At 64.7% G+C, this 12,675-nt stretch carries 11 protein-coding genes; 8 read left to right on the top strand and 3 right to left on the bottom strand.

Annotated elements, in window-relative coordinates:
* Positions 1-610 precede the first annotated feature (610 nt).
* Positions 611-1,090, top strand: a complete 480-nt coding sequence (locus tag AKL29_RS40855; protein WP_082190639.1) for an arsenate-mycothiol transferase ArsC — start codon at positions 611-613, stop codon at positions 1,088-1,090.
* On the opposite strand, the gene AKL29_RS20370 is transcribed toward AKL29_RS40855, so the two are convergent.
* Positions 1,044-1,478 carry an NUDIX domain-containing protein gene (locus AKL29_RS20370; protein WP_050385367.1) on the bottom strand — a complete coding sequence of 145 codons (435 nt, stop codon included), beginning with the start codon at positions 1,476-1,478 and terminating at the stop codon, positions 1,044-1,046. The two genes, AKL29_RS40855 and AKL29_RS20370, sit on opposite strands and share 47 nt — an antisense overlap.
* A gap of 794 nt (positions 1,479-2,272) precedes the next feature.
* Here AKL29_RS20370 and AKL29_RS20365 point away from each other — a divergent pair.
* Positions 2,273-3,205, top strand: coding sequence for a septal ring lytic transglycosylase RlpA family protein (locus AKL29_RS20365; RefSeq protein ID WP_080666931.1), 933 nt, complete (start codon positions 2,273-2,275; stop codon positions 3,203-3,205).
* Positions 3,206-3,238: 33 nt separating this feature from the next.
* Here AKL29_RS20365 and AKL29_RS20360 read toward each other — a convergent pair whose 3' ends face one another.
* Positions 3,239-4,174, bottom strand: a complete 936-nt coding sequence (locus AKL29_RS20360; protein WP_050385366.1) for an alpha/beta fold hydrolase — start codon at positions 4,172-4,174, stop codon at positions 3,239-3,241.
* Between the two features lie 162 nt (positions 4,175-4,336).
* Here AKL29_RS20360 and AKL29_RS20355 point away from each other — a divergent pair, with 162 nt between their 5' ends.
* The 6 genes from AKL29_RS20355 (at position 4,337) to AKL29_RS20330 (ending at position 11,004) form a co-directional block, all read left to right on the top strand.
* Positions 4,337-5,596, top strand: coding sequence for a D-alanyl-D-alanine carboxypeptidase family protein (locus AKL29_RS20355; protein WP_050385365.1), 1,260 nt, complete (start codon positions 4,337-4,339; stop codon positions 5,594-5,596).
* Between the two features lies 1 nt (position 5,597).
* On the top strand, positions 5,598-6,284 hold the full coding sequence (gene tmk, locus AKL29_RS20350; protein ID WP_050385364.1) for a dTMP kinase: 687 nt from the start codon (positions 5,598-5,600) through the stop codon (positions 6,282-6,284).
* Complete coding sequence (locus tag AKL29_RS20345; protein ID WP_050385363.1) at positions 6,281-7,321, top strand: DNA polymerase III subunit delta'; 1,041 nt, start codon at positions 6,281-6,283, stop codon at positions 7,319-7,321. Before tmk ends, AKL29_RS20345 begins: the two co-directional genes overlap by 4 nt.
* Positions 7,322-7,394: 73 nt before the next feature.
* Positions 7,395-9,395, top strand: a complete 2,001-nt coding sequence (metG, locus tag AKL29_RS20340) for a methionine--tRNA ligase (protein WP_082190640.1) — start codon at positions 7,395-7,397, stop codon at positions 9,393-9,395.
* A gap of 14 nt (positions 9,396-9,409) precedes the next feature.
* The gene (locus AKL29_RS20335) at positions 9,410-10,201 is read left to right on the top strand and encodes a TatD family hydrolase (RefSeq protein WP_050385373.1); all 792 of its coding nucleotides are present in this window, start codon (positions 9,410-9,412) and stop codon (positions 10,199-10,201) included.
* Positions 10,198-11,004 (top strand): MBL fold metallo-hydrolase, encoded by an 807-nt coding sequence (locus AKL29_RS20330; RefSeq protein WP_050385362.1) that lies wholly within the window; start codon positions 10,198-10,200, stop codon positions 11,002-11,004. Before AKL29_RS20335 ends, AKL29_RS20330 begins: the two co-directional genes overlap by 4 nt.
* 4 nt (positions 11,005-11,008) lie before the next feature.
* Here AKL29_RS20330 and AKL29_RS20325 read toward each other — a convergent pair whose 3' ends face one another.
* The gene (locus tag AKL29_RS20325) at positions 11,009-12,658 is read right to left on the bottom strand and encodes an acyl-CoA synthetase (RefSeq protein WP_050385361.1); all 1,650 of its coding nucleotides are present in this window, start codon (positions 12,656-12,658) and stop codon (positions 11,009-11,011) included.
* Positions 12,659-12,675: the final 17 nt, after the last annotated feature.

Here is a 12,675-nt window from a genome sequence, read left to right as displayed (position 1 = left end):
GATGCGATAAGTGTCAACACCACCTAGGGCCCTGAAATTCCCAATGTCATTTATTTAGCAGGTACGCGGAGGGACAGCTGTTGCCTAACTCACACAAGGTCAAAAAGAGGAGCCGACGTTCGGGGCCGGTGCGCTAGCTCCTCCGAAACGTGACCGTGCTGCGTCCCCAACGGACCGGTCCTTCAGAGAAGCCTGCGCCGATGGGGTCGTTGATTTGCTAACGAACCCCAATTTCCGGATGCGCCCTGTGGGGTACCCCGTGAGATCTCGGCAAGTGCGCTGCGACGTCGAGTACAATTCAGGCTGCCGCGGATGTACCGGCGCGATCTGCTGAACCTGAGGCGGCCTGCTCACTGGCGCCCGCGCCCCCAGCAGACGGAATGACGGCCTCAGCAACCCCACGCTGAGGCCGTTTTCGGTTGCCGCCCGCCGCTCAAAATTGGAACCGCAATTGGCACCCAACTCAGCGGACGGGCAGGGATGAGGATTAGCCGGTCCCGTCGTTTCAAGAAACGTCTATAAAACAAGACGCGACGATACGTGCAGGGATTAGAAGGACAGGAAAAACTGTATTTCAAGCCGTTGACCGCGAGGGCCCACATTGGCCATCATGACGCCCATGAAGCGTGTCCTCTTTCTCTGCACCGGCAACTATTATCGCAGTCGATACGCCGAGGAATTGTTCAACCATCTTGCAAGAGCCGAACAACTGGCGTGGCGCGCATCGTCCAGAGGCGCGGCCGAGCGGGGATCGCCCGACAATGTCGGGCCGATGTCAGTCTTCACCGACGATCGTCTCCGCGCGAGCGGCATCGTTCCGGAAGGCGCAACGCGCTTTCCGCAGCCCTGTTCATTGGCCGACTTCGACGACGCCGACCTCGTGATCGCGCTCAAGGAGACCGAGCACCGTCCGCTGATCGAGCGCCGGTTCCCCGAGGTCGCCGACAGGGTGACTTACTGGCACGTGGACGATATCGACTTTGCTCATCCGTCAGTCGCGTTGGCCATGATCGACGATCACATCCGCGCACTGGTTTCAGCGCTCAGGTCATCGGTTCGCGCTTCAGGAAGATCTCCAGCGCAAACGTAGCCGGGCGCGCGAGCCTGCCGCTTATGCGTTCGAGGTCGTCGATGGCGACGATCTCGAGGCGGCCTTCAGTCACCGTCAGTTGGTCGATGGGCACGTCGCGCGCGAGGAACACCTCGCCGCGAAGCGTGCCGTTTGGCGTTGCATGATCGGGACCGGAATAGCGGCCGATCAACTCGAAACGCTCGGGCGGTACGTAGTAGCCGATCTCCTCGTGGATCTCGCGCACCACGCATTCGAGGAAGGTCTCGGCGCCTTCCCGCCGGCCGCCAAACAGGCTGATCTTTCCGCGATCGGTAACATGCGGGAGGTCGTCGCGCAGTTGCATCAGCAGCCGGCCATCTGTGCTGACGAGAAGGGCGGACGTTCCCTCCCTGATACTGCCGGTCATCCGTACGTCCTCTTCGGGAAGCGGCGAGGATGCGTCACGAGTGGGGCGGGGAGAGACTGCGCGTCTGCCGCAACCCGATTGGCGAGGGATAAGGAAGGGCAAACCGATGCCCGTCGCGCGGGCGCCGATAGCGCCCGAGATCTCAGAAACGTTCAGCCGAAAGCGAACGCCAGCAGGCTCGAGCACAGCAGCACGAGGCTTGCCGCGGTCAGGGTCAGAAATCCGTCGGAGACCAAATCGTGATTACGCATGATACACCCGCCTTCAATCGATGCTCATCCGAATTGATTAAAGCTTTCCGAACATTCACTCCTGGAAAGAGGTGACGCGTCTTTCCGCCTTCAACGGACTGTCAGGCCCGGTGCCGATAGCCTTCCACGGCGTGCGCCAAGAAGATCGCCGCACTCACCAAGCCCATCACCGCTGTAACCGTCTCGATCATCGCAAACTTCCTTTGCGCCCCACGCGGACGAGAAAACGATTGCAGCCTTGCACAGTCAAAAAGATTCAATTGTTGGAATCCAAGATGCCCCCCGACTGATGATTTGCTGCAACAGTGTGTCTGATCGCGGGACAGGCGAGGGCGTTTGGCAGGGGCGAAGGTCAGTAGAACGACGGAGGAGGCGCAACAGACCATTCACCAAGACGCCACCGCCCGCCGGCTCTCCCCATTTCCGCCGTGTTCCGGTTGCGATATCGTCACGCTCTGGTGCGGAGGTGGGCCGCACAGCGACGGTAAGGGACTTCGACGCCTCGGAGTAGGCGCTGGTCCGGCAGAATGGTACTTGGGGCAGATGGGGATTAGACGGCCAGATTCGATGATCCGGACGGCGCGCGGCGCCGTTGCGGTGGCGACGTGCCTCGTCCTCGCCAATTGTGCCTCCTCGAACAAGTTCGCCAGCCGGGTCGACCCCAAATACGGAGTATCGTCGAGCCCGCGCGTGGTGGCGCTGGGTGATCCCGTGCCGAAAGGCGGCGGCACCTATCGCATCGGCAAGCCTTACGTCGTCGCCGGCCGCACCTATGTGCCGGAGGAGAACGAGAACTACCGTGCCGAGGGCATGGCGTCCTGGTACGGCGACGATTTCCATGGCCGCCTGACCGCCAATGGCGAGGTGTTCGACATGGGCTCGCTCACCGCCGCCCATCCGACCTTGCCGATGCCGAGCTACGCCCGCGTCACCAATCTGAGCAATGGCCGATCGCTCGTCGTTCGGGTCAATGACCGCGGCCCGTACCACGGCAATCGCCTCATAGACGTCTCGAACAAAGCCGCAGAACTACTTGAATTCAAAGGCAATGGCGTGGCCCGCGTCCGTGTCGAATATGTCGGGCGGGCGCCGCTCGAAGGGTCCGACGACCGCCAGCTGATGGCGACCTTGCGCACCGGTACTCCCGCGCCGTCCCCGTCGATGGTCCGGGTCGCCTCCGCACGGCCGTTCGTGCCGGAGATGTCGTCCTCCTCGGGCCGGGTCCGTGGCGACGTTCCGTTGCCGGAGGGGCGGCCCTACAGCCTCGGCAACACCCAGGCCGACTACGCCTCGGTGAGCGCGACCTCCGAAATGTCGGCCTCGAGCCGGTCGCACCGCCGCGCTCTGAACAATCCGCGCGAAGTCTCCTATGAGGGTGATGCGCGCTATGCCGCAAGCCCGAGCCCGGCCGCCGCCTATGTCCCGATCGACGCGCGCGGACCGGCCGAAGTCCTGAGCGGGCGCGGCCTCTACTGAGCCATGCGCTTACAGATCAGGCTGTTGGCCTAATCACTTCAGAAACGCAATCAGCGCCGCGTTGACCTCGTCGGGGCGTTCCTGCTGGATCCAGTGGCCGGCGCCCTCGATGATCAGCTTCTGCTTGAGGTTCGGCAGCACGCGCTCCATGTCCGCGACCCGCTTGGCGCCGATCAACCCGGTGATCACCGAATCATTCGAGCCGGCGATGAACAGCGACGGCTGATGGATCTGCGCGTCCTGCCAGGGCGCGGTCAGCTCCCAGTTGCGGTCGAGATTGCGGTACCAGTTGAGGCCGCCGCGGAAGCCGGATTGCCGATAGCCTTCGGCGAATTCGGCAATGTCGGCCTCGGTCAGCCAGGCCGGCAACGGCATTCCGGCCGGCAGCTTGCCGAGGAAGCCCTTGGCCTCGTCGACGAACATCGAGCTTGGATCGGAGACGCCACGCCCGAGCACCAGGCGCATGGTGTGGGCGATGTCGCGCTCGAACTCAGCCTCGGCCACGCCGGGCGGCTGGAAATACTGCCAATAGAAATTGGTGATGCCGCTGTCGCGCAGGGTCCCGAGCGGACGACCACGGCCGCGGAACGGTGGCGGCACGCTGAGGCCGGCGACTTTCGTGAAGATGTCGGGACGGAACAGGGCCGCGTGCCAGGCCACCGGCGCGCCCCAGTCATGGCCGACGATCATCGCGCGTGTCTCGCCGAGCGCGGCAACCAGCGCCACCATGTCTCCGACCGTATCGAAGATCGTGTAGGCGCCGACCTCGGCCGGCGCGCCGGTGCGGCCGAAGCCGCGCATGTCAGGCGCAACGACCCGAAAGCCTGCCGCGGCCAGCGCCGCGATCTGGTGCCGCCATGAATAGGACAGTTCCGGCCAGCCGTGACAGAGCACGACCAGCGGGCCTTGCCCGGCCTCGCGCACGAACATGTCGATGCCGTTGGCGGAGATGGTGCGGGAGGATGACATTCGCGTTTCCGCCTTGTTTGCCGGTTCTGCTGACGTTAGCTGGTTCCAAGGATACGGATGTTCAACGCAACCGGCAATCCGGCCGGCCGTGCACAAGCGCAGAAACCTCAGTTGTTTGCGATACTTCCAGCTGTTAGAACGCAGTCTTTCAGGACATCGCCGATGGCAGCCCAGACCGCAGTTCCCCGCACGTTGTCAGCTCGCGCCGGGCGTTGCTGGCGCGGCCTGGTCGCGGCCGCGGTCGCGCTGGCGATCGGTTGCGGCGGAATGGTCTATGCCGCCAACAACAGCGTCCAGGGCGCCAAGAAGGAAGAGGGCGGGTTCGACGGCGATGCGCCGACCGCGATCCTGGTGGAGGCCTCAAGCGGCAGCGTGCTGTTCGAGAAAAACGCCGACGAGTTGCGCGCGCCATCCAGCATGATGAAGCTGATGACGGCCGAGGTGGTGTTCGACGCCATCAAGAAGGGCGACATCAAGCTTACGGACGAGTACCGGATCAGCGAGAACGCCTGGCGGCGGGGCGGGGCGCCGTCCGGCACCTCTACGATGTTCGCGGCGATCAACAGCAAGGTCTCGGTCGACGATCTCCTGCATGGCGCGATCATCCCGAGCGGCAACGACGCCTGCATCGCGCTCGCCGAAGGCATTGCCGGCAACGAGCATACCTTTGCGACCGATTTCATGACCAAGCGCGCCCGCGAGCTCGGCATGACCAAGTCGACCTTCGGCAATTCCAACGGGCTGCCCGACCCGGCCAACAAGATGACCGTGCGAGAGCTCGCAACGCTGGCGCGGCACATCATCCTGACCTACCCGGACAGGTACAAGCTGTTCGGCGAGAAGGAATTCACCTGGAACAAGATCCGCCAGCAGAACCGTAATCCGCTGCTGAACGCGTTGCCCGGTGCCGACGGCTTGAAGACCGGCTACACCAAGGAAGGCGGCTACGGCATGGTCGGCTCGGCGGTGCAGAACGACACTCGGCTAATCGTCGTGGTCAACGGCCTCGAGGATTCCGAGGACCGCGCTACCGAAGCCAAGAAGATGCTGGAATGGGGGTTCCGCAGCTTCGAGACGCGGACCCTGATCGCGGCCAATCAGCCGGTCGGCTATGCGCGGGTGTTCGGCGGCGAGAGCCGCTCGGTCAAGCTCGTCAGCCCCGATCCGATCAAAGTGATGGTGTCGAAGAACGGCAACGACAAGCTGCTGGCACGCGTCATCTATAGCGGCCCGGTCAAGGCGCCGATCACCGCCGGCCAGAAGATCGGGGTGGTGCGGGTGTGGCGCGGCGCCAATGTCGCGATGGAGACTCCGGTCTTCGCAGCGGACGCCGTCGGCACCGGATCGACGATGCGTCGCGCGCTCGATGGCGCCCAGGAGCTGGTCATCGGCATGTTCCGCGCAGGGGTCGAGAAGCTCTGACATGGCGGAAGCAGCAGTCCAACGGCCGAGCTTGCGCGGTCGCTTCATCACCTTTGAGGGCGGCGAGGGGGCGGGCAAATCGACCCAGATCCGCAAGCTTGCCGAACGGCTCGATAGCGCCAAGCTGCGCGCGATCGTGACCCGCGAGCCCGGCGGCTCGCCGGGGGCGGAGATCATCCGTCACCTCGTGCTGTCGGGGATGGGCAAGCTGCTCGGGCCGGAGGCCGAGACGCTGCTGTTCGCCGCCGCGCGCGACGACCATGTCCGCACCGTGATCCTGCCGGCGCTCAACCAGGGCATCTGGGTGCTGTGCGATCGCTTCTTCGATTCCACGCGTGCCTATCAGGGCCAGCTCGGGCAGGTGTCGCCCGAACTCGTCAACGCCTTGCAGCGCGTGACCATCGGCGATCTCAAGCCCGACCTGACTTTCATCCTCGATGTGCCCGTCGAGGTCGGATTGCAACGCGCCGCCGCGCGACGCGGCAACGCCACCGCCGATCGGTTCGAGGCCGAAGGCATCAAGTTCCATCAGGACTTGCGTGATGCGTACCGCCGGATCGCGGCCGAAGATCCGGAGCGCTGCGTCCTGATCGACGCTACGGCCGATCCGGACACGGTCGCGGCCAGGATATGGGCCGCGCTGCGCGAACATCTGCGCGCAACGCTTGCGGCGGACAGCATCGCATGAGCGCGCGCAAGGTCGAACGGGAGAGCGCCGCCCGCCATCCGCGCGAAACGCCGGATTTGTTCGGGCATCGCGAGACGGAGACCGCCTTGCTCGATGCCTATCGCAGCGGGCGAATTCCGCACGCCTGGCTAATCGGCGGCGCGCAGGGCATCGGCAAGGCGACGCTGGCCTACCGCATGGCGCGGTTCGTGCTGGCGTTTCGCAATCCGAAATCGTCCCAGGTTCAGCAGGCGCCGACGCTACGGGTCGATCCGGCCGACCCCGTAGCGCGGCAGGTCGCGGCAGGCGCTCATGGCGGGCTCCTTGTGCTCGAGCGCGGCCTTAACGATCGCGGCGTGATGCGGACCGTCATCACGGTCGACGAGACGCGCGAGACCATCTCGTTCTTCGGCTCGACCGCTGCGGTCGACGGCTGGCGCGTCTGCATCGTCGATACCGTCGACGAGCTCAATCCCAACGCCGCGAACGCACTGCTGAAAATCCTCGAGGAGCCACCGCAGCAGTCGCTGTTCCTCCTGGTCAGCCACGCACCGTCACGGGTGCTGCCGACCATTCTGTCCCGCTGCCGCAAATTGCTGCTGCGGCCGCTCGAGACGGACGATGTGGTGCGCGCGGCCGCGGCCGCAACCGATATCGAGGCCGACGATCCGGCGCTGGCGGAAGCCGCCGCGGCTTCCGAAGGCAGCATCGGGCGGGCGCTGTCGCTGCTCGGCGGCGATGCGCTCAAGCTGCAGCAACGCACGGCCGCGCTGCTCGCGACGCTTCCGAGCGTCGATCCGCGTGAGCTGCATGCGCTGGGCGAAGCGCTCGGCACCAGCGACCGCGTCGCGCTCGCCGCCTTCATCGACGGCATTGATCGCTGGATGAGCGAGCGCATGCGCATGGGCGATGCCAATGCCAATCTGCCGCGCCTTGCACGGCTGGCGGAGGTATGGGAAAAGATCGTCCGCGCCGCGCGCGATACCGAAGCCTATAATCTGGAGCGCAAGCCGCTGGTTTTCTCGGTGTTTTCGATGCTCGCGGATGCGACCCGATAGACACCGCGTCTGACAACACATCCGTCTGACAACACTCCCGACAATCTCGTTTCGATCTGCAAAGGATTCCGTGGTGGCGACCGCTAAGAAGACATCGTCGAAAAAAGCCAAGAAGACGAAGAAGGCATCGCCCGCTCGCGCGACCAGCAAAGCCACGGCGAAGTCGCGGGCGGCCAAGAAGGCCGGGCGCGTCACCCGGAAGGCGAAGAAGGCCGCCAAGTCCACGTCCAAGTCCAAGACCGGAGCCAAGCGCGCCAGGAAATCGGCGGCGAAGAAAGCCGCCAACAAAGCCGTCAAGAAGGCTGCGAAGAAGACGGCCAAGAAAACGGCCAAGAAAACTGCTGCGAAGGCCACCAAGGCGCCGCCGAAGCAGGCGGCCGCAGCAGCCGTCGCGCCGGCGGCAAAGAAGCCCGCTGCTTCGAAGCCTCCGGCTGCCGAGAAGGCGCCGAGACCGGCAAAGGTTCGCGCGCCGAAGCAGCCCAAACCCGCAGTGGTGGCTCCTGCGGCCGCTTCCGTCCCGATGCCCGCCGCGGACCGCGGCAACGTCTTCTACATCACGACCGCGATCGCTTATCCGAACGGGCAGCCGCATATCGGCCACGCCTATGAGGCGATCGCGACCGATGCGCTGGCGCGTTTTCAGCGGCTCGACGGCAAGGATGTGTTCTTCCTGACTGGCACCGACGAGCACGGCCTGAAGATGATCCAGACCGCGCAGAACGAAGGCATGACGCCGTTCGATCTCGCAACCCGCAACGCGGCGCGCTTCAAGGAGATGGACGAGCGTCTCAACGTCTCGTTCGACCGCTTCATCCGCACCTCGGAGCCTGCGCATCACGAGTCGGTGCAGGCGATCTGGCGCGGTATGCAGGACAATGGCGACATCTATATCGACACCTATGCCGGCTGGTACTCGGTGCGCGACGAGGCCTATTACGCCGAGGAGGAGACCGTCGTCGGCGAGGACAATGTCCGCCGCGGCCCGCAGGGCACGCCGGTCGAATGGGTCGAGGAGAAGAGCTATTTCTTCAAGCTGTCGGCCTATCAGGACAAGCTGCTGCACCTTTATGAGAGCCAGCCCGATTTCATCGGTCCGGATTCGCGCCGCAACGAGGTGATGAGTTTCGTGCGCGGCGGGCTCAAGGACCTCTCGATCTCGCGCACCACGTTCGACTGGGGCGTCAAGGTCCCGGACGATCCCGAGCACGTGATGTATGTCTGGGTCGACGCGCTGACCAACTACATCACCGGCGTCGGCTATCCCGATGAGAACGACAAGCATTGGCGCTACTGGCCGGCCGACGTGCACATCATCGGCAAGGACATCATCCGCTTCCACGCCGTGTACTGGCCGGCCTTCCTGATGTCGGCGGGCATTCCCGTGCAGAAGCGGGTCTATGCGCACGGCTTCCTGTTCAACAGGGGCGAGAAGATGTCGAAGTCGGTCGGCAACGTGGTCGACCCCTTCAATCTCGCCGAGCAGTACGGCGTCGACCAGATGCGCTACTTCTTCCTGCGCGAAGTGCCGTTCGGCCAGGACGGCAACTACAACCACGAGGCCATCGTCGCGCGCATCAACGCCGACCTTGCCAATGATTTCGGCAATCTGGCGCAGCGCTCACTGTCGATGATCGCCAAACAACTCGGCGGCGTGCTGCCGGAGCCCGGCGAATTCAGCGACAACGACAAGGCGATTCTGGCACAGGCCGACGCCATGCTGGAGACGTCGCGGACCGCGATGGCGACGCAGCAGATCCATCAATGGCTCAACACGGTTTGGGCCGTGGTCGCCGAGGCCAACCGCTACTTCGCCGGCGAAGCGCCGTGGGCGTTGGCGAAGACTGATCCCGCGCGCCAGAAGACGGTGCTGTATGTCACCGCCGAAGTCGTGCGCCAGATCGCGATCATGGCGCAGGCCGTGATGCCGGAGTCCTGCGCCAAGATGCTCGACAGCCTCGGTATCGCTGCTGACGCCCGCAGCTTTGCCGCGGTCGCCGAGCGGATCAGGCCGGGCACGGTTCTGCCGGCGCCTGTCGGCGTATTCCCGCGCTATGTGGAACCGAAGACCGAGTGAGCGGTTCGAAATTCATGCTGGTCGACAGTCATTGCCATCTGGATTTTCCCGACTTCGCCGACGATCTCGACGGGATCGTCGGGCGCGCCGAGGCGGCCGGCATCGGCCGCATGGTCACGATCTCGACCCGGGTGAGGCGGCTCGGCGGGCTGCTCGCGATCACGGAGCGCTTTCCCGACGTCTATTGCTCGGTCGGCACCCATCCGCATCATGCCGACGAAGAGGACGGCATCCCGGCCAGCGAACTGATCGAGTTGACCAGGCATCCGAAGGTTGTGGCGCTCGGCGAGGCGGGGCTCGACTATTTCTACGAGCACGGTTCGCGCGAGGCCCAGGAGCGCGGCTTTCGCGCGCACATCGCGGCGGCGCGCGAAACCGGCCTGCCGCTGGTCATCCATACCAGGGAGGCCGACGAGGATTGCGGCCGCATCCTGGAGGCTGAAGTCGCGAAGGGCTCGTTCAAAGCTGTCCTGCACTGCTACACCGGCGGCCGCGAGCTTGCGATGAAGGCGATCGCGCTAGGGCTGTCGATCTCGTTCACGGGCATCCTGACCTTCAAGAAGTCGGACGCGCTGCGCGCGCTGGCAGCCGAGCTGCCGGCCGACCGCATCATGGTCGAGACCGACGCGCCATATCTTGCGCCCGGCAAATTCCGCGGCAAGCGCAACGAGCCGTCCTATGTCGTCGAGGTCGCCAGGGTGCTCGCGGAAACGCGCGGCGTTTCCCTGGAGGAGATCTCGCGGCAGACCACCGAAAACTTCTTCCGGCTGTTCTCCAAGGTGCCGGCGCCGAAGGTTGCTGCATGACGCTGACACTGACCATTCTGGGCTGCGGCTCGTCCGCCGGCGTGCCGCGCCCGGCACTCGGCTGGGGCGCCTGCGATCCCAGCAATCCCAAGAATCGCCGCCGCCGCTGCTCGATCATGGCCGAGCGCACCATGGAGCACGGCACCACGCGGGTCGTGATCGACACTTCGCCCGATCTGCGCGAGCAGCTGATCGATAGCAATGTCGAGCACATCGACGCGGTGTTCCTGACGCATGAGCACGCCGACCAGACCCACGGCATCGACGATTTACGCTCGGTCGTGCTGCACCAACGCCGCCGCATCCCGGTCTACTTCAACCAGTCGACCGCCAAGGACATGATGGCGCGGTTCTCCTATTGCTTCATCTCGCCGGAAGGCAGCGACTATCCGCCGATCCTGACGCGGCATTCGATCGAGGCTGGCGAGAGCCATACGGTCCAGGGGAAGGGCGGTCCGCTGAAGCTCGAGGCCTTCCTGGTTCATCATGGCAAGATCCCGGCGCTCGGCTACCGCATTGGCGGCGCCGCCTACACGCCCGATCTGCACGACATCCCCCAGGAGAGCTGGCCGACGCTCGAAGGTCTCGATCTCTGGATTGTCGACGGACTTCGCTATGCGCAGCATCCCAGCCATTTCAGCGTTGCGGACGCGCTGTCGTGGATCGAGCGCTTCAAGCCGAAGCGCGCGATCATCACCAACATGCATTCCGACCTCGACTACGAGGTGCTGCGGCAGAGCCTGCCGGCCGACGTCATCCCGGCCCATGACGGCATGCGGCTGACGCTCGACCGGGCAGGCTGAAGGCTCAGGCCGAGATCGCCTTGGCCGATCCGACCTGGTTGCGCAGCAGGAACTTCTGGATCTTGCCGGTCGAGGTCTTTGGGATCACGCCGAACACCACGGATTTCGGCGTCTTGAACCCCGACATGTGCTCGCGGCAATAGGCGATGATCTCGGCCTCGGTCGCCTTGGCGCCGTCCTTCAGCTCGATGAAGGCGCAGGGCACTTCACCCCATTTCGGGTCGGGCTTTGCCACGACCGCCGCGAACAGCACGGCCGGGTGCTTGTAGAGGATATCCTCGACCTCGACGGAGGAGACGTTCTCGCCGCCGGAGATGATGATGTCCTTGGAGCGGTCCTTGATGATGACGTAACCGTGCTCGTCGAGCACGCCGAGATCGCCGGTGTGAAACCAGCCGCCGGCAAAGGCTTCCTGCGTCGCCTTCGCGTTCTTCAGATAGCCCTTCATCACGATGTTGCCGCGGAACATGACCTCGCCGATGGTCTCGCCGTCGCGCGGCACCTCGCGCATGGTCTCGGGATCGAGCACCGTGACGCCTTCCTGCAGCGGGTAGGACACGCCCTGACGCCGCTTCAGCTGCGCGCGCGCATCAGCCGACAGTTCGTCCCAGCCCGGCTGCTCGGCGCAGACCGAGGCGGGGCCATAGACCTCGGTCAGCCCGTAGACATGGGTCAGCTTGATGCCGATGCGCTCGCCGCCCTCGAGGACGGCAACCGGCGGCGCGGCGCCGGCGATCAGGCCGACAACGGGCTTTGCCTTGCCGGCCTTTGGCGCATCGGGCGCGTTGATCAGCGTGTTGTAGACGATCGGCGCACCGCACATGTGGGTGACGCCGTGCCTCGGGATCAGTTCGAATATCTTGGCCGGGTCGACCTTGCGCAGGCAGACATTGACGCCGGCGGCCGCCGCGATCGTCCAGGGGAAGCACCAGCCGTTGCAATGAAACATCGGCAGCGTCCAGAGATAGACCGGATGCTGGCCGAGATTGCCGGCGAGGATGTTGCTGACGGCGTTGAGATAGGCGCCGCGGTGATGGGTCACGACGCCCTTGGGATTGCCCGTCGTGCCCGACGTGTAGCTCAGCGCGATCGCATCCCATTCGTCGGCCGGCGGCCGTTCCACGAAGCCGGGATCGCCCGCCGTGACCGCCGCCTCATACTCGATCTCGCCGATCCGCTTGCCGCCGCCGAAGGCCGCGTCATCGACGTCGATCACGAATGGCTTTGCGCTCTTCATCAGGGTCAAGGCTTCCGCGATCACGCCGGAGAATTCGGGATCGACCAGAATGATCTTTGCGCCGCCATGCTCAAGCTGGAACGCGATCGACGCCGCGTCGAGGCGAATGTTGAGCGCGTTGAGCACCGCGCCTGTCATCGGCACGGCGAAGTGCAATTCGTTCATCGCCGGGATGTTCGGCAGCATCGCCGCGACCGTGTCGCCATGGCCGATGCCATGACCCGCGAGATAGGACGCGAAGCGCCTGCAGCGCTCGTAGGTCTCTTTCCAGGTGAAACTGCGGCCTTCATAGACCGCGCTGAGATGGTCGGGATAGACGGCGGCCGAGCGCGCCAGGAAGCTCAGCGGCGAGAGCGGCACGTAGTTGGCCGGCGTCTTGTCCAACCCGATCGAGTACTGGTTCTGAGCTGCACTCATGGCTCTATCCCATCCGC

This window comes from Bradyrhizobium pachyrhizi (assembly GCF_001189245.1).
Taxonomy (GTDB): Bacteria; Pseudomonadota; Alphaproteobacteria; order Rhizobiales; family Xanthobacteraceae; genus Bradyrhizobium; species Bradyrhizobium pachyrhizi.
The sequence above is the reverse complement of the archived record's forward strand: the minus strand, read 5'-3'. Positions and strand labels throughout refer to the sequence as shown.